Origin of the sequence: Desulfuromonas sp. DDH964 (assembly GCF_001611275.1) — a bacterium.
GTDB lineage: Bacteria > Desulfobacterota > Desulfuromonadia > Desulfuromonadales > DDH964 > DDH964.
Genome location: NZ_CP015080.1, coordinates 1,185,618 through 1,202,104, shown reverse-complemented (window position 1 = coordinate 1,202,104; position 16,487 = coordinate 1,185,618). Strand labels below are relative to the sequence as shown.

12 protein-coding genes are annotated in these 16,487 nt (G+C 66.0%); 5 read left to right on the top strand and 7 right to left on the bottom strand.

Going from position 1 to position 16,487, the window contains the following annotated elements; genetic code table 11:
* Nucleotides 1-128: 128 nt before the first annotated feature.
* The 4 genes from rlmB to DBW_RS05365 all read right to left on the bottom strand — a co-directional run bounded on the left by rlmB (nucleotide 129) and on the right by DBW_RS05365 (nucleotide 4,674).
* Nucleotides 129-875 carry a 23S rRNA (guanosine(2251)-2'-O)-methyltransferase RlmB gene (gene rlmB, locus DBW_RS05380; protein WP_066725322.1) on the bottom strand — a complete coding sequence of 249 codons (747 nt, stop codon included), beginning with the start codon at nucleotides 873-875 and terminating at the stop codon, nucleotides 129-131.
* Entirely contained in the window at nucleotides 868-1,602 is a 735-nt protein-coding gene (gene pyrF / locus DBW_RS05375) for an orotidine-5'-phosphate decarboxylase (RefSeq protein WP_066725319.1), read from the bottom strand. Before pyrF ends, rlmB begins: the two co-directional genes overlap by 8 nt.
* Nucleotides 1,599-2,831 carry a DUF4388 domain-containing protein gene (locus DBW_RS05370; RefSeq protein WP_066725317.1) on the bottom strand — a complete coding sequence of 411 codons (1,233 nt, stop codon included), beginning with the start codon at nucleotides 2,829-2,831 and terminating at the stop codon, nucleotides 1,599-1,601. Before DBW_RS05370 ends, pyrF begins: the two co-directional genes overlap by 4 nt.
* Nucleotides 2,832-2,952: 121 nt before the next feature.
* A complete protein-coding gene (locus DBW_RS05365; RefSeq protein ID WP_066725314.1) occupies nucleotides 2,953-4,674 on the bottom strand; it encodes a proline--tRNA ligase in 1,722 nt (573 codons plus the stop codon).
* A gap of 254 nt (nucleotides 4,675-4,928) precedes the next feature.
* Between DBW_RS05365 and DBW_RS05360 the strand changes: the two genes are divergently transcribed.
* The 4 genes from DBW_RS05360 to DBW_RS05345 all read left to right on the top strand — a co-directional run bounded on the left by DBW_RS05360 (nucleotide 4,929) and on the right by DBW_RS05345 (nucleotide 8,280).
* Nucleotides 4,929-6,416 (top strand): AAA family ATPase, encoded by a 1,488-nt coding sequence (locus DBW_RS05360; RefSeq protein WP_066725312.1) that lies wholly within the window; start codon nucleotides 4,929-4,931, stop codon nucleotides 6,414-6,416.
* Nucleotides 6,417-6,425: 9 nt separating this feature from the next.
* Nucleotides 6,426-7,205 carry a TIGR01458 family HAD-type hydrolase gene (locus tag DBW_RS05355; RefSeq protein ID WP_066725310.1) on the top strand — a complete coding sequence of 260 codons (780 nt, stop codon included), beginning with the start codon at nucleotides 6,426-6,428 and terminating at the stop codon, nucleotides 7,203-7,205.
* A gap of 72 nt (nucleotides 7,206-7,277) precedes the next feature.
* A complete protein-coding gene (locus tag DBW_RS05350; RefSeq protein WP_066725307.1) occupies nucleotides 7,278-7,763 on the top strand; it encodes a cupin domain-containing protein in 486 nt (161 codons plus the stop codon).
* Nucleotides 7,756-8,280 (top strand): shikimate kinase, encoded by a 525-nt coding sequence (locus DBW_RS05345; RefSeq protein ID WP_066725302.1) that lies wholly within the window; start codon nucleotides 7,756-7,758, stop codon nucleotides 8,278-8,280. The genes DBW_RS05350 and DBW_RS05345 overlap by 8 nt, the downstream gene beginning before the upstream one ends.
* 63 nt (nucleotides 8,281-8,343) lie before the next feature.
* Here the strand turns inward: DBW_RS05345 and mltA are convergent, their stop codons facing one another.
* Nucleotides 8,344-9,555 (bottom strand): murein transglycosylase A, encoded by a 1,212-nt coding sequence (gene mltA / locus DBW_RS05340; RefSeq protein WP_066725299.1) that lies wholly within the window; start codon nucleotides 9,553-9,555, stop codon nucleotides 8,344-8,346.
* A 232-nt stretch (nucleotides 9,556-9,787) separates the two neighbouring features.
* Here mltA and DBW_RS05335 point away from each other — a divergent pair, with 232 nt between their 5' ends.
* On the top strand, nucleotides 9,788-12,385 hold the full coding sequence (locus DBW_RS05335; protein ID WP_066725295.1) for a PEP/pyruvate-binding domain-containing protein: 2,598 nt from the start codon (nucleotides 9,788-9,790) through the stop codon (nucleotides 12,383-12,385).
* A 139-nt stretch (nucleotides 12,386-12,524) separates the two neighbouring features.
* Here the strand turns inward: DBW_RS05335 and gdhA are convergent, their stop codons facing one another.
* Together gdhA and priA are read right to left on the bottom strand one after the other, a co-directional pair.
* The gene (gene gdhA, locus DBW_RS05330; RefSeq protein WP_066725292.1) at nucleotides 12,525-13,871 is read right to left on the bottom strand and encodes an NADP-specific glutamate dehydrogenase; all 1,347 of its coding nucleotides are present in this window, start codon (nucleotides 13,869-13,871) and stop codon (nucleotides 12,525-12,527) included.
* A gap of 298 nt (nucleotides 13,872-14,169) precedes the next feature.
* Nucleotides 14,170-16,365, bottom strand: a complete 2,196-nt coding sequence (gene priA, locus DBW_RS05325) for a replication restart helicase PriA (protein WP_066725290.1) — start codon at nucleotides 16,363-16,365, stop codon at nucleotides 14,170-14,172.
* Nucleotides 16,366-16,487: the final 122 nt, after the last annotated feature.

Here is a 16,487-nt window from a genome sequence, read left to right as displayed (position 1 = left end):
CCAGAAGCAGAAAAACCAAACTCCCCCTTGACAAAGATAACCGGAGTAGTTATAAATAGAGCCAAGAACAACACATTCGGGGCGTCCTCTCCCTCCTGGGACGCCCCGCTTTTTTTTGCCCGCCTGGCTCATCCTTCCCGTTTTTCCCGCTGCCTGACCACCTCAAAGAGCGCAACCCCGGCCGCCACCGAAGCATTCAGCGATCCGACCCGTCCCTGCAGAGGGATCGCCAGCAGCCCATCGCAGTGCTGGCGCACGTTGGGACGCAGGCCGTTCCCCTCGCTGCCGACCACCAGTGCCAGGTGACCGTCCAGTTCGGCACCGAAGAGGGGCGTCGCCCCCTCGCCGGCCAGGCCGTAGCACCAGATGCCAAGCCCCTTGAGCTGGTCGAGGGTGCGGGCCAGGTTCGTCACCTGGCAGAGGCGGAGATGTTCGAGGGCACCGGCCGAGCTCTTGTCGACCACGGCGGTGACCGGGCAGCTGCGGTCTTTGGGGACAATGACACCATGGCAGCCCGCCCCTTCGGCGCTGCGCAGGATGGCGCCGAGGTTATGGGGATCGGTGATGCCATCGAGCAGGAGGAAAAAAGCGGGCTCGCCGCTGTTTTGCCAGGCGGCGAGCAGGTCGTCGAGGTCGCTGTAGGGGAAGGGTTCGACGGCGAGGAGCACCCCCTGGTGGTGCGCGGTACCGGCGAGCCGGTCGAGATCGCGGCGCTCCCGGTGCCGGATCGGCACCCCGGCGGCGCTGGCGGCAGCGAGCAGCTCGGCCAGGCGCGGCGAATGGGGGCCGTTGGCGACGGTCAGCTCCAGGGGGCGGCGGCGTTCGCCGGCCAGGGCCTCGCGCACCGGGTTGAAGCCATAGATCAGGTCAGGCATCGCCCAGCGCCGTGGCGATTTCATCGAGGATCAGGTTGGCGGCTGCCACCGGGTCGCTGGCGGCCGAGATCGGCCGGCCGACGACCAGGTAGTCGGCGCCGGCCGCGATCGCCTCGCCGGGGGTCGTCACCCGCTTCTGGTCATCGAGGGCGGCAAAGGCCGGGCGCACCCCGGGGGTGACAATCAAAAAATCGTCACCGCAGGCGGCGCGGATCAGCGGCACCTCCCGGGGCGAGGCGACCACCCCGTCCATCCCGGCATCTTTGGCGAGCCGGGCGAGGCGCGGCACCATTTCGCTGACCGGGCGTTCGATGCCGATCTCCTGCAGGGTCTGGTCGGTGGAGGAGGTGAGAATGGTGACGGCCAGCAGCAGCGGCCGATCGCCAGTTCCCCGCGGCTGGCGCGCGTCGATTTCGGCGACGGTACGGGCCATCATCTCCCGGCCACCGAGGGCGTGGACGTTGATCATGCGGGCACCGAGGCGGGCCGCTTCGACCCCTGCCATCGCCACGGTGTTGGGAATATCGTGGTACTTGAGGTCGAGGAAGACATCGCCCCCCTCCCCCCGTACCATGTGCACGACCTCCGGGCCGCAGCGTGTAAAGAGCTGCTTGCCGACCTTGAAGAGGCCGACCTGACGGTGCAGCAGCTTGACCCAGCGCTCGGCTTCCGCGAATTCGTCGACGTCCAGAGCAAAAATCAACCGTTTGCGGGCAGCATCTCTCATCCTATCCTCCCTACCAGGTTCTTGATCCGGCCGCTGACATCCTGCACCCGCTGGATCAGCGCGGCGGCCTCGGCATCCTTGAGATCACGGCGGGCCCCCATGCAGGCCATGAAAATCAGTTCGTTGAGGGCATCGGCGAGGAGCTTGAGCTTATCCCCCTCCTCGAGCCCGGCGAGGTTGGCGAGGATCCGGCTGCCATCGACGGAGCCGTCCTGGCGTAGCGGGACATCGCGAAAGACGTAGGAAAAGGGTTGCGGCAAATCGCGCAGAAAGAGGCGCAGCTCTTCGTTGAACCCGGGATTGACAGCATTCACCCGGCGGAAGAGGGCGACCAGGGCGGCATTGCAGATCGAGAGCATCTCGCCGAGGTCGCCGGAGATTTCGGCCGGCGGAACATCTTCGAGGCGGATCGCGCCTCGTTCCAGCAGCTGGTAAACCATGCGCAGGGTATCGAACTCGCCGAGGCCACTGCGCCGCAGCAACTGCCGCACATCCTGCGGCTGCGCCGAAATCAGGCCGAGCAGCCGCTTCTCCGCCGGAGCGAGGGCGAGCTGTCCCTCGCCGACCGGCACCACCACCAGGTCGAGGGAGCCGATGCGGCGGAGGAAGAGTTCCCGCTCGTCGATCCGCCGCAGCCCTTCCATGATCAGGTTCTGGGTGCTCATCGACAGCCGCAGGATCTCGTCCTCGACCAGGTCCTTGGCAATAAAGGTAAAGGCGCCCTGGTGGAAGTTAAAGAGGTGGTAGACGATCGTTTCGACCTGCTGCCGGGTGGCGAGCCAGAGGTCCTGGGCGCTGACCGCCCCCTTGTCGACCAGCAGCCGGCCGAGACCGCCCTTGCCGGCGGCGGTGAACTGCCGCGCCTTCGCCAGGACCTCGCGGCTGAGCTTGCCGAGATCGCAGAGGATCTCGCCGATCTCCTCCTCGGGAAAGGTGCTGGTGGCGAAGACGATCTCGCCGTTGTGAAAGTAAAGGTCCCGGCTCCCCCCCGCCAGGGTGAACCGGAGCACCCCGGTCTTGCGGAACATGTTGAAGAAGGAGAGGAGATCCACCACGGAGAATTCACCGAGAGCGCCGGTCAGGGAGAGCTCGCCGTCGCCATCGTTTACCCCGAGCAGCAGGTGACGGTCGCTGGCGGAGATCTGCCGCAGCGGACGACCGGCAAAGGCGCGCACGACCGGGGCCGGCAACGCCAGGCGCCCCTGGCTGTCGATGGTGAGCTTGCTCATGGCAGCGAGGCTTTCATGGGGATGGTTTGCCCGCACATCGAGACCGGGAAAACGCGGGTCAATAGGTTGAAGAATGCGGCAACCGCCACGCAGCGCTGCCGGTTGCCGCCACCCGCAGGGGTCAGGCGTCGGGGTACAGGGCCCGGCGCACCAGCTCGGCAATTTCACTGTCGGCGCTGGCGAGGGGCAGCATGCTGCGCTCGCCGCTGCGGCGCTGCTGCAGCTCCAGGGCCCCCTCCTTCAGACCGCGGGCACCGACCGTCACCCGCAGCGGGATGCCGAGCAGGTCGGCATCCTTGAATTTGCTCCCGGGGCGCTCGTCGCGATCATCGAAGAGGACCTCGACCCCGGCGGCCAGCAGCTGCTGGTAGAGCTCCTCCGCCGCCGTCGCCACTGGGAGGTCGTTGGGGTTGAGGAGGGTGATCAGGACCTGGAAGGGGGCGATCGGCAGTGGCCAGATGATGCCGCCCTCGTCGTGGTTCTGCTCGATGGCGGCCGCCACAGTGCGCCCGATGCCGATGCCGTAACAGCCCATCAGCAGCACCCGCTCCTGCCCCTGCTCGTCGAGGACGGTGGCCCCGAGAGCCTGGGAATACTTGGTACCGAGCTTGAAGACGTGGCCGACCTCGATGCCGCGCCAGGCCTCGAGCCTGCCGTCGCAGCGTGGACAGAGGTCGCCGGCGACCGCCTGGCGCAGGTCGGCAAAACTTTCGACCGTAAAGTCACGCCCATGGTTGACCCCGGTCAGGTGCTCGTCCTTGCTATTGGCGCCGACGACAAAGTCGGCCATCGCGGCGACCTCGTGGTCCGCAAGGATGCGCAGCTTGAGGCCGACCGGGCCGGCAAAGCCGGTCGGGGCGCCGGTCACAGCGAGAACCTCCGCCTCACTCGCCAACTCCAGATCGTTGCACCCGAGCAGCCGGCAGAGCTTGACGGTGTTGAGCTCCCGGTCGCCGCGCAGCAGCACTGCCAGGATCTCGCCGCCGTCACTCTTCACCAGCAGGGTCTTTACCAGCTGCGCCGTTTCGAGTCCGAGGAAGAGGGCGACCTCCTCGATGCTCCTGCGCGCCGGGGTCGCCACCTTTTCCAGCGGGCGTCCGGGGGTGGCCGCAACGGCTGTCGGCGAACGCAACTCAGCCTTCTCGACATTGGCCGCATACTCGCAGCTGTCGCAGGAGACGATGGCGTCCTCGCCCGACTCGGCAAGGACCATGAATTCGTGGGAGGCGGTGCCGCCGATATTGCCGGTGTCGGCCTCCACGGCGCGGAAGCGGAGCCCGCAGCGGGTGAATATCCGCCGGTAGGCCTGGTACATCTTGTCGTAGGCGAGATCGAGACCGGCGCTGTCGAGGTCGAAGGAGTAGGCGTCCTTCATCACGAACTCGCGGCCGCGCATCAGGCCGAAGCGGGGGCGGATCTCGTCGCGGAACTTGGTCTGGATCTGGTAGAGGTTGAGGGGGAGCTGGCGATAGGACCGGATCTCGCGACGGACGATGTCGGTGATCACTTCCTCGTGGGTCGGCCCCAGGCAGAAATCGGCCTCCTTGCGATCCTTGAGCCGCAGCAACTCCTTGCCGTACTGCTTCCAGCGCCCCGACTCCTGCCAGAGTTCGGCGGGGACCACCATCGGCATCAGCAGCTCGATCGCCCCGGCCCGGTCGAGCTCTTCGCGGACAATCTGCTCGACCTTGCGCAGGGAGCGCAGACCGAGGGGAAGATAGCTGTAGATTCCGGCCGCGGCCTTGCGGATCATGCTGGTGCGCAGCATCAGCTGATGGCTGATCACCTCGGCATCGGCCGGGGTTTCCTTGAGGGTGTTGATCAGGTAGTGACTGTAACGCATCGGATACGACCTCGGGGAGGAGATGGGAGCCGCCGGCTTTGGACCGCCGACCGCCGCGGAGGGGCGGGTTTGCGGGGGACTGCCGGCCCGACACCCTCCGGATATTTTCGCATGGACACTAGCCTATTTTGGCCGCCAATGCAAGGCCTCTCGACAGGCCGGAAGGACCGGCGAAGAGATGGACATTTGCCTGCGGCAATGGTTAAATGGTCCCGTTCAGATCGCCCCCCTCATCAACCCAGGAGACCTTCCCGATGTCCGAAATCCTGACCCTCGCCGGGTTCTGCCGTCTGGTCGCCGCCGGCACTCCGCTCCTGCACATCTGCGGCCCGAGTGAGGAACGCTGCGAGGCGCTGCTGCAGCGGGCCTCGCGCCAGGCGATCAAGGGGCTGCCGGAACTGCGCGTCTGGAGTTGCAGCGACGGGTTCAGCGGCGTCGCCGGCAGTGAAGAGCCGCTGGCCGGGGTGCGCTGGGCGATCGAGCAGGAAGGCCCCGGCCTCTTCCTTTTCAAGGACCTCGAATATTTCTGGGACGACCCGAAGATCCAGCGGCTGCTCAAGGACTTTGCCCATGGCCGGCGTCTTTCCGGGAAAAGCCTGGTCTTCTTCTCCGGTCGCCCGAGCGTCCCTGACGGGCTGGAGCGGGAGGTAACGCTGCTGGAACAACGCCTTCCCGACCGGGAGGAGCTGCAGGCCTGGCTCGAAGCCCACCGGGAACGGGATCCCCTGCTCGGCCGGCTTCTGGCCGAGGCCGGGGACCCTACGCCCCTGTTGCTGGCGGCCCAGGGGCTGGAAGTGCGCGACCTGGAGCAGGCGCTGCGCCTGGGCCGGGTCAGCAAGGGCGCCGGACTCGCCGATCTGGTCGCCGCCCTGCACCGCGCCAAGCACCAGGTCATCGCCCGCACCGGGATCATGGAGGCGGTCGACAACGACCTCAATCCGGACCAGGTCGGCGGCATGGATGCCCTCAAGGGGTGGATGGACAAGCGCGAGCGGGCTTTTGGTCTCGCCGGCCTGACCGCGGGGACGAACCTGCCCAAAGGGGTGTTGCTGATGGGAATCAGCGGCTGCGGCAAGAGCCTTTTCGTCAAGGCGATCGCGGCACGCTGGCACCTGCCGCTGCTGCGTCTCGACATGGCGACGGTCTATGCCGGCACCTTCGGCTCGCCGGAAACGAGTCTGCGCCGGGCCTGCCTGATTGCCGAAAGCCTCGCTCCCTGCGTCCTCTGGATCGACGAGATCGAGGCCGGCATCTCGAGCCAGGGCTTCAAGGCGGAAGGGGGGGCCGCCTCGCGGGTACTCGGCTATTTTCTGACCTGGATGCAGGAGAAGAGCGCCCCGGTCTTCGTCGCGGCCACCGCCAACGCCATCGAAATGCTACCGGCGGAATTGCTGCGCAAGGGACGTTTCGACGAGATCTTCTACCTCGCCCTCCCCGGCCTCGGCGAGCGGGAGGAGATTTTCACCATCCACCTGCGCCGTCGCGAGCTCGACCCGGCCGCCTACCAGGTCGGCATGCTCGCCCACGGCAGCAAGGGGTTTTCCGGTGCCGAAATCGAACAGGCCGTCGCCAGCGCCTGCTTCGAAGCGCTGGCCCGGCAGCGGCCGCCGACCCAGCAGGACATCATGGAGGCGATCGGCCGCACCGTCCCGCTGTCGGTGACGATGGCTGAACAGATCAAGAAGATCGAGGCCTGGGCCTTCAAGCGTGCCGTCCCCGCCAGCAAGAGCGCGGAACGCTGAGGGGTGTCGATGCAAGCGCTCCTTTTCGACCTCGACGGTGTCATCTACCAGGCCCGGGAACCGATTCCCGGGGCCCGGGAAGCCCTCGCCTGGGTCCGCGAGCAGGGAATCCCCCACCTCTTCGTCACCAACACCACCTCCCGCCCCTTAAGCTGGCTGCAGCAGCGGCTGCGGCAGATGGAGATTCCGGCCAGCGCCGACCAGATCCTGACACCGGCTCGGGTCGCCCGCCGCTGGCTCGCCCGCCGTACCGACGGACCGATTGCCCTCTTCGTCCCGGACCGGACCCTGGAGGATTTTGCCGGCATCCCCCTGCACCCCCACGACCAGGCCGGCGGCGCTGCGGCGGTGGTCATCGGCAATTGCGGCAAAGCCTGGGACTTCAGCCTGCTCAACAGCGCTTTTCTTCACCTGATGGCGGCCCCCGCGGCGCCCCTGGTCGCCCTCGGCGTGCCCCGCTACTGGCAGGGGCCGGAAGGGTTGCGCCTCGACGCCGGCCCCTTTGTCGCCGCCCTCGAATACGCTACCGGGCGCAAGGCAGTCGTCCTCGGCAAACCGTCCGCCGACTTCTACCAGACTGCCCTCGAAATTCTCGGCACCCCCCCGGAGCGGACGGTGATGGTCGGCGACGACATCCGCGCCGATGTCGACGGCGCCCAGCGCCTCGGCATCAGGGGCCTGCTGGTTCGCACCGGCAAGTTCCTCCCCGCCGATCTGCAGGAGGGGATCGTCCCCGAGGCCGTCCTCGAGTCGATTGCCGACCTCCCCGCCTGGTGGCGCGAGCGTTGAACTCTGGCTCCCGCGCAGCAGATCGTCGCAGCGGGCTCGCCGCCCTTTCAAGATCGGGAGAGTCTTTCTCGCATGTACCAGAAAGCGCACTTCAACTGGGACGAACTCCCGCCGCTGACCTCACCACGCAAACAACTCGGCCTGCGCGGGGTTGCTCTCGGCCTGATCAACCTGCCGGCCGGAGAGGGCTACACCTTTACCCATCACCACCGGGAGCAGGAAGAGGTCTACATGGTTCTGGCCGGCAGCGGCCTGTTGTGGATCGACGGCGAGGAGGTGCCGCTGGCCGCCGGCGACATGGTCCGGGTCGCCGCGGAGGCGCAGCGGGCCTTGAAAGCTGATGATGACGGCCCGTTGCGGATCATCTGCGCCGGCGCCGTCCCGGCCGGTTTTCCAAAACAGCCGGGCTCCCGTTACCTGATCGACGACGGCGTCCCCGACTACGACGACATCCCCCCCTGGTATGCGAAGCATGAAGCGGTCGCCGCCAACAACCGGCGCCTCAAGGAGCGTTACCTGCGCAGTCTCGCCAAACGACGGGAGCGGGAGGATGGATAGGGCGAACCTGGTGATGATCGGCATGCCCGGCGCCGGCAAGAGCACCCTCGGCGTCCTCCTCGCCAAGCGCCTCGGGCTCGCCTTTATCGATACCGACCTACTGATCCAGGCCCGGGACGGTCGGCGCCTGCAGGAGATCATCGCCGGGGACGGCCTCGCCGCTTTTGCCGCCCTCGAGGAGCGGGTGCTGCTCGACCTGGTGACGGTGCGGCCGACGGTCATCGCCACCGGCGGGTCGGCGGTCTACAGCGCGGCCGGGATGGAGCGCCTGCGCCGCCACGGGCGAACCATTTTCATCGATGTTCCCTGTGCCGAACTGGAGGCGCGCCTCGGCGACATCGACCAGCGCGGCCTGGCGATCGAGCCGGGCGAGAGCTTTTCCGCCCTCTTCCGGCGCCGCCACCCCCTCTACCTGCGTTACGCCGATCTGCAGATCGATGGCGCCGGCAAGGGGGTCGAAACGCTGCTGGCGGAAATCAGCAAGCGCCTGCAATCGTCCCTTCCCAGCCGGGCCTGATACCGGCCAGGGCCAGGCCAGGGCCTTATCCCCGTTCGGTTCGGGTTGCGTCCCCCCTCTTTGTCAGAGTGAAGGGGAGAGCTCCGCCGCAGCGGGATTTTTTTCGGTCCCGCCCTCCGTCTCCCCGCTTTCAGCCTCCGGCCGCGGCAGCAACACCCAGAGCTGGCCGGGCTGTTTCATCCTCCCGGCAAAAGATCCCGCCTCCTTACCGATCCCCCAGTAAAAATCCGCACGCACCCGCCCCTTGATGGCGCCGCCGGTATCCTGGGCCACGAGCAGGCGGTTGAGCGGCGCCTTGCCGCCCGGCCAGGTCGTGGCAAGAAAGACCGGGGCGCCAAGGGGAATGCTGCGCGGGTCGACGGCGAGACTGCGCTCGGCGGTTAGCTGGACGCCGAGGGCGCCGTAGGGGCGGGTGACACCCGCCGGCAGTTCGCGAAAGAAGACGTAACTCGGATTTTCGGCCAGCAGCGCCGCCACCTGGTCAGGATTCTTGCGCGCCCAGGCCTTGATGTTCTGCATGGACATCTGGTCGCGGGTCATGGCGCCGCGGTCGAGCAGGAGCTTGCCGATCGAGCGGTAGGGATGTCCGTTCTGGTCGGCGTAGTTGACCATCACCTGGGTGCCGTCATTGAGTTCCACCCGCCCCGAGCCCTGGATCTGGAGAAAGAAAAGCTCCACCGGATCCTCCACCCAGACCAGTTCCTCACCGGCCGTCAGCTTGCCGGCGTCGATCTCGGACCGCGAATAGTAGGGGACGACCCGGCGTCCCTCCAGGCGCCCGCGCAGCCGGTAATCACCCAGTTCCGGGTAGACGCTGCGCAGATCGACCACCAGCAGGTCCTCGGGAACGCCGTAGATCGGCCAGCGGAAGCGCTCGCTGCGGGTCCGGCTCCCCTTCAGGTCGGGGACATAATAGCCGGTGATCAGACCGCTGCTGCTGCCATCCTCCTTCTGCACCCGGTTGGGGATAAAGTAGGTTTCGAAAAAACGCCGCGCACTGTCGGCATCCGGCGCCTGAAACCCGCCGGCCGACTGACAGACCGCCTGCCACTGGGGGCGTTTCTGCAAAGCCTGGCAGCTTTCCCGGAAAGCGTCGAGGGCAGTACGGGGGTCGTCCGCCTGCCAGTCGGGCAAGGCGTCCCAGTCGACCGCTACCAGCACTGGCGCCGGGGTCTCAGCCGCCGGCGGCATCGGTAACGGCGGCGCCTTGATACAACCGGCAATACCGAGGGTCAGGGTGAGCAGGATGGGGAGCAGGCGGGAAGTGCAGCACATAGAGAGAAACCCTCTTTCGAGAAAGGCGATCCTGGACGTTTTGGCCAAGCTGCACGATATCCCTTTTCCCGGCAAGCGTCAAACCAGCCAATCGCCGGACAGGGGAAAACCGGGCGCCGGCGTGCCAAATTTATTGGCAGGATTCCGGTGAATCATGTTATTAAAGCTTTGCCATCCGAAATGATGGGAAAGTTTCCCCGCGCGGCGCCACCCAACAGGAAAAGGTGAATTCATGAACCAGGAACGACGAATTACGACCGGTTTCCCGGCCCTCGATGAAATTCTCGACGGCCTGCGCATCGGCGACAATGTGGTCTGGAAGGTGGACACCATCGAAGACTACCGCTACTTTGTCGCCCCCTTCGTCCGCCACGCCCTCAATGCGGGCACCCGGGTCGTCTACCTCCGCTTCGGGCAGCATCCGCCCCTGATCGAACCCGACCCGGCGGTGACCGTCTACCAGCTCGACGCCCGCCTCGGTTTCGACACCTTCGCCACGCGCATCTACGACATCGTCACCGCCGAAGGGCGCGAGGTTCATTACCTTTTCGACTGCCTCTCCGAGCTGCTGTCGGCCTGGGCCACCGACCTGATGATCGGCAACTTCTTCCGGGTCACCTGCCCCTACCTCTACGACCTCGACACCGTCGCCTACTTCGCCCTGATCCGCGATCGTCACTCGTTTCGCACCATCGCCCGCATCCGCGAGACGACCCAGGTCCTGATCGATCTCTACAACCGCGAAGGGACCCTCTATGTCCACCCCCTCAAGGTCTGGCAGCGCCATTCGCCGACCATGTTTCTCCCCCACCGCAAGGAGGGGGAGCGCTTCGTCCCCCTTGCCGACAGCCTCCAGGCGACCAGCCTGCTGCGCTCGGTGACCGAAAAGTCCATCGACAGCACCAGCCGCCAGCTCGATCACTGGCATCGCCTCTTTCTGCAAGCCGAAGACCTCGCCGCCGATGCCGCCGCCAGCGCCGAGCAGGAACAGATGGTCGATCATCTCTGCCGCCACCTGGTCGGCCGCGAGGAGCGCATCCTGGCCCTGGCCCGGGAATTTTTCACCCTCCCCGACCTGCTCGACATCAAGGCACGCATGGTCGGCACCGGCTTCATCGGCGGCAAGGCGACCGGCATGCTCCTCGCCAACGCCATTCTTCTCAAGGGGAAGGACCGCGACTGGTCGCAGCACCTCGAAGCGCACGATTCCTTCTATGTCGGCTCCAACGTCTACTTCTCCTACATCGTCCACAACGGCCTGTGGAAACCGTACATGCGCCAGAAGACCCCGGAGGGGTATTTCGAGGCGGCCGGCGAACTGCGCCGCGAGATGCTTGCCGGCACCTTCCCCGAGCAGGTCCGGGAAGGGCTGCAGAAGGTCCTCGACTACTACGGCCAGTACCCGATCATCGTCCGCTCCAGCTCCCTGCTCGAAGACGGCTTCGGCAACGCCTTCGCCGGCAAGTACGATTCCTTCTTCCTCCCCAACCAGGGGGCGCCGGAGGAGCGCTACGCCGCCCTCGAGGACGCCATCCGCCGCATCTTCGCCAGCACCATGAGTGAGGACGCCCTCGCCTACCGCCTGCAGCGCGGGCTCGACCGCCAGGACGAGCAGATGGCGCTGCTGATCCAGCGGGTCTCCGGGGCCTACCGCAAGCACTATTACTTCCCCGACCTCGCCGGGGTCGGCGTCTCCTACAACACCTTCGTCTGGGACAAGGAGATGGACCCGAAGGCCGGCATGTTGCGCCTGGTGCTCGGCCTCGGCACCCGCGCCGTCGACCGGGTCGAGGGGGACTACCCGCGCATCGTCGCCCTCGACGCCCCCCTGAAAAAACCCCACAAGGGGTTCGCCGACACCCGCAAGTTCGCCCAGCGTGACCTCGACCTGCTCAACGTCAACACCAACCAGCCCGAAACCGTGGCGCTGCGCACCCTGCTCGCCGAGGGGATCGACCTGCCTATCGCCCGCTACGCGGTCCGCGACCAGGAGACCATGGACCGCCTGGCGGAGCGGGGAAGAAAGGAGGAGCTCTGGCTGCCGACCTTCGATCCGCTCCTCGCCGATGGGACCTTCAGCGAACTTTTCCACGCCCTGCTCAAACGTCTCGAACAGGCCTATCACTATCCGGTCGATGTCGAATTCACCGTCAACTTCACCGGCGCCGGCGCCCCGCGCATCAACGTGGTGCAATGCCGCCCGCTGCAGACCAAGGGCCAGAAAGCGCGCATCGAGATCCCCCAGGATATCCCCGCGGACCGCATCCTTTTTACCAGCGAGGGGAACTTCATGGGTGGCAACATCTCCCAGCGTCTCAAATGGCTGATCTGGGTCGATCCCCTGGAATATACCCGGCTCTCCCTGAGCGACAAGCACGACGTGGCCCGGCTGATCGGCCGCCTCAACCGGCGCATCGCCGACCGCCAGGAGAATCCGACCTTGCTGATGGGGCCGGGGCGCTGGGGGACATCCACCCCTGCGCTCGGGGTACCGATCAGCTTTGCCGAGATCAACAACATCACCGCCCTCGCCGAGGTCGCCTTCAGCAGCGGCGATTTGATGCCCGAGCTCTCCTTCGGCTCCCACTTCTTCCAGGACCTGGTCGAAACCGATATCTTCTATCTCGCCCTCTTCCCCGAATCCTCAGCTTGTCGGTTCGATGCCGCCACCATCCTCGCCCACCCCAACGCCCTCGAAGGGCTGATGCCGGCCAGCAGCCGTTTCAAACAGGTGGTGCGGGTGCTGCGCCTCGGTGAACCCGGTCTGCGCCTGATGGCCGACGTCGTCAGCCAACGTCTGGTCTGTTTTAAGGAAGGGGACGCGGGATGAGGGATGTGGGATAGGGAGGAGCCCTGCGAGCTAGCAGATTCCTCCCACTCTCCCCTGCCCTGGTTTTGGTCTGAAACGACAGAAGGCCCGGCAAGCGCCGGGCCTTCTGTCGTTTCAGACAAGCGGTGATTCGGGAAAATCAGACGAGGCCGAGGGCCACCATCGCCTTGGCGACCTTGATGAAGCCGGCGATATTGGCGCCGACGACGTAGTTGCCGGGGCAACCGTATTCGAGGGCGGTTTCGTAGCACGATTCGTGGATGTTCTTCATGATCTGCTGCAACCGCTGCTCGGTGTACTCAAAGTTCCAGGAGTCGCGGCTGGCGTTCTGCTGCATCTCCAGAGCGCTAGTGGCAACGCCGCCGGCGTTGGCCGCCTTGCCCGGACCGTAGGCGATGTTCGCCTCGAGGAAGACCTTGACCCCCTCGGGAGTGGTCGGCATGTTCGCCCCTTCGCCGACCGCGATGCAGCCGTTCTTCACCAGCAGCTGGGCATCCTTGCCGTTGATCTCGTTCTGGGTCGCCGAGGGCATCGCCACCTGGCAGGGAATGGTCCAGATATTGCCGCCCGCCACGTACTTGGCATCCTTGTGGTAATTGACATAATCCTTGATACGGCGCCGTTCCACTTCCTTGAGCTGCTGCACCAGGTCGAGGTCAATCCCCTTCTCGTGAACGATATAGCCGTTGGAGTCGGAGCAGGCGATCACCTTGCCACCGAGCTGATGGATCTTCTCGATGGTATAGATCGCCACGTTCCCCGAGCCGGAGACGACACAGGTCTTGCCGTCGAAGGAATCCTTGCGCACTTTCAGCATCTCGTCGACAAAGAAGGTGGCGCCGTAGCCGGTCGCCTCGGGACGCACCAGCGAACCGCCCCAGTCGAGCCCCTTGCCGGTCAGCACGCCCGATTCGTAGCGGTTGGTGATGCGCTTGTACTGGCCGAACATGAAACCGATTTCGCGCCCGCCGACGCCGATGTCCCCGGCCGGGACGTCGGTGTACTCGCCGAGGTGGCGATAGAGCTCGGTCATGAACGACTGGCAGAAGCGCATGATCTCGTCGTCCGACTTCCCCTTCGGATCGAAATCCGAGCCCCCCTTGCCGCCGCCGATCGGCATGCCGGTCAGGGCGTTCTTGAAAATCTGCTCGAAGCCGAGAAACTTGATGATGCCGAGATAGACCGAGGGGTGGAAGCGCAGGCCGCCCTTGTAGGGGCCGAGGGCGCTGTTGAACTCGACGCGGAAGCCGCGGTTGATGTGGACCTGCCCCTTGTCGTCCTGCCAGGGAACCCGGAAGATGATCTGCCGCTCCGGCTCGCAGATCCGCTCGATGATCTTGTGGTGGGTGAACTCGGGGTGCTTGACCAGCACCGGGCCGAGAGTTTCGACCACTTCGCGGACCGCCTGGTGGAACTCCACCTCGCCGGGATTGCGGTCAAGCACTTCCTTGTAGATCGGTTCCAGCTTTTCGTCGAGCTTGGTCATGGGGTCTCTCCTCCTGTTGGGTTGGTGGATTTGCCTAACAAATGACCACCTTAAATTTTTAACGTTTAGCCTGACTAAGTTTTATTATCCACAATCCATGCCAATTTGCCCATTTTTTGCCCTTCATGCCAAAATTCGCGGCACAACTGGGCGCGAGACAGAGAGGGGGACCTGATCAGACAGAGAGGCCAGTCGGCAAAAATGGCAAAAAGAGTACCGAAGGCACTCAACAGGGTACTCCTCGATGACTCAGCGGGGAGAAGGGGAGGCTTGTTGTGACCGGGCCGGGCCGCCGGGGCTAGAGCATATCGACCGGGTCGACGTCGATTGCCAGGGAGACGGCGGCCGGCAACGATTTCTGCAGGGGAGGGAGGCGATCAAGCAGGTGGCGCAGCGCTGGGCGGGTGGCCGACTTGAGCAGGAGCTGGCGCCGGTGCCGGCCACGCAGTCGGGCCAGGGGACAGGGTGCGGGGCCGAGCACCTCGACCGCGCCGGCATGGCGGGAAATCCCGGCGGCAAAGCGGTCGGCGGCCGCCTCGACCTGCTCGCCGTTGTTGCCGGAAAAGACGAGATTGACCAGATACCCATAGGGGGGATAGCCAAGCTCGCGGCGGAAGGCGAGCTCCTGCTCGGCAAAGGCGAGGTAGTCATGCTGCGCCGCGCATTGCAGCGCGTAGTGCTCCGGGCTGTAGGTCTGGATCAGCACCTGGCCCGGCCGGTCGCCGCGGCCGGCGCGGCCGGCGACCTGGGCGAGGAGGGTGAAGGTCCGCTCGGCACTGCGGAAGTCGGGGAAATTGAGGGTCGCGTCGGCGCTTGCCACGCCGACCAGGGTCACTCCCGGAAAGTCATGCCCCTTCGCCACCATCTGAGTGCCGACCAGGATATCGATCTTGCGCGCCAGCATCTCTTCGACCAGGGCCCGGTGGGCGCCCTTGCGGGTCGTGGTGTCGCGGTCCATGCGCGCCACCCGCGCTCCCGGCAGGAGCACGGCGAGTTCCTCCTCGAGCCGCTCGGTCCCCGCGCCCTGGGGGAGGATATTGATGCCGTTGCAGCCGGGGCAGAGCTCCGCCGGCCGTTCGACATAATCACAGTAATGGCAGCGCAGCCGGCGCTCCCCCTGGTGGTAGGTGAGGGTGATCTCGCAGTTGGGGCAGCGAAAGGTGGTGCCACAGTCGGCGCAGAGCAGAAACGGGGAAAATCCGCGCCGGTTGAGCAGGAGCAGCGCCTGCTCGCCGCGCTCCAGGGTCTCGGTGAGCGCCTTCACAAGGGGGGGCGCCAGCACCCCGGCCGGCGCCGCCTGCCGCAAATCGAGCAGTTCCACTGCCGGCATCGGCCGGCCACCGACGCGGTTGCCGAGGGAGAGATAGCCAATCTGGCCCTCCCGGGCGCGCTGAAAGCTGGTCAAAGCCGGGGTCGCGCTGCCAAGTAGGACCGTCGCCCCTTCCATCTGTCCGCGTAGCAGGGCGAGATCGCGGGCATGGTAACGAAACCCTTCCGCCTGCTTGTAACTCGCCTCATGTTCCTCGTCGACGACAAGGATTCCAAGTTCGGCGAGAGGGGCGAAGATCGCCGAGCGCGCCCCGATCACGATCGCGATCTCGCCGGCGGCGATGGCGCGCCAGGCATCGTAGCGCTCGCCGTCGGAGAGCCCGGAATGAAGGACGGCAATCGTCTTGCCGGCGCCGAAGCGGGCCCGGAAGCGGGCGACCAGCTGCGGCGTCAGGGCGATTTCCGGCACCAGCACCAGCGCCCGCCGTCCCGCCGCGAGGGCACCGGCAATCGCCTGCAGGTAGACTTCGGTCTTGCCGCTGCCGGTCACCCCGTGCAGCAGCAGCGGCCGGAAGCCGCCAGCAGCAATCGCCGCGGCAATCTGTTCCAGGCCCGCCGCCTGCTCCGCGGTCGGCACGGCCGGGCGGTCGGGAACCAGCGGCAGATCGAGGAACGGGTCGCGGTGGCGTTCGACCTCCTCGACCGCCAGAAAGCCGAGTTCCACCAGGCGCTTGAGGGGCGCGTGGGGAGCAGCGAAAAGGGTGCGCAGGGTCGACAGGGAAAGCGGGCCGGCGGCACGGATCTGCGCCAGGACTTCCCGTTGCCGGCTACCGGCGGGCTGGTCGTCGCGGGGGAGCGCAGTGTAAACCGCTTCGTGGAGGATCGAGACCTCGTTCCCCTTCCCGGAAAGACCGGCCGGCAGGGCGCAACGGATCACCTCCCCCGGCGGGTGCCGATAATAGTCGGCGGCGCGCAGCAACAGGCGGATCAGCTGCGGTGTCAGCAGCGGGGCCGGATCGAGTACCCTGCGAATCGCCTTGAGCCCGGCGGCATCCCCCGAACCGAGGGCGAGCAGGTAACCGACGACTTGGCGCCGTCCGAGGGGGACCTCAAGGCGCATGCCGACCCGCGCCTGGTCCCGCAATTCGGCGGGAACCAGGTAGGAGTAGGGCTTGGCCAGGGGGGCGGCCACGGCCACAGTAGCGATCAGGGCAGACTCGGTCATAGGGAAGACATTCTAGCGCAGGGGTCACCACGGGACCAGCATTCTTTCAACTGCGCCGCAAGCACCGGCCACACCGCCGGGAAGAGTCGGAAACAACGTCAAGAGACCGGAAATTTCAAGAA

Excerpts from the sequence above, each read along its gene's own strand:
- rlmB (WP_066725322.1), bottom strand. The coding sequence starts at position 875 with ATGCCTGACCTGATCTATGGCTTCAACCCGGTGCGCGAGGCCCTGGCC.
- pyrF (WP_066725319.1), bottom strand. The coding sequence starts at position 1,602 with ATGAGAGATGCTGCCCGCAAACGGTTGATTTTTGCTCTGGACGTCGAC.
- DBW_RS05370 (WP_066725317.1), bottom strand. The coding sequence starts at position 2,831 with ATGAGCAAGCTCACCATCGACAGCCAGGGGCGCCTGGCGTTGCCGGCC.
- DBW_RS05365 (WP_066725314.1), bottom strand. The coding sequence starts at position 4,674 with ATGCGTTACAGTCACTACCTGATCAACACCCTCAAGGAAACCCCGGCC.
- DBW_RS05360 (WP_066725312.1), top strand. The coding sequence starts at position 4,929 with ATGTCCGAAATCCTGACCCTCGCCGGGTTCTGCCGTCTGGTCGCCGCC.
- DBW_RS05355 (WP_066725310.1), top strand. The coding sequence starts at position 6,426 with ATGCAAGCGCTCCTTTTCGACCTCGACGGTGTCATCTACCAGGCCCGG.
- DBW_RS05350 (WP_066725307.1), top strand. The coding sequence starts at position 7,278 with ATGTACCAGAAAGCGCACTTCAACTGGGACGAACTCCCGCCGCTGACC.
- DBW_RS05345 (WP_066725302.1), top strand. The coding sequence starts at position 7,756 with ATGGATAGGGCGAACCTGGTGATGATCGGCATGCCCGGCGCCGGCAAG.
- mltA (WP_066725299.1), bottom strand. The coding sequence starts at position 9,555 with ATGTGCTGCACTTCCCGCCTGCTCCCCATCCTGCTCACCCTGACCCTC.
- DBW_RS05335 (WP_066725295.1), top strand. The coding sequence starts at position 9,788 with ATGAACCAGGAACGACGAATTACGACCGGTTTCCCGGCCCTCGATGAA.
- gdhA (WP_066725292.1), bottom strand. The coding sequence starts at position 13,871 with ATGACCAAGCTCGACGAAAAGCTGGAACCGATCTACAAGGAAGTGCTT.
- priA (WP_066725290.1), bottom strand. The coding sequence starts at position 16,365 with ATGACCGAGTCTGCCCTGATCGCTACTGTGGCCGTGGCCGCCCCCCTG.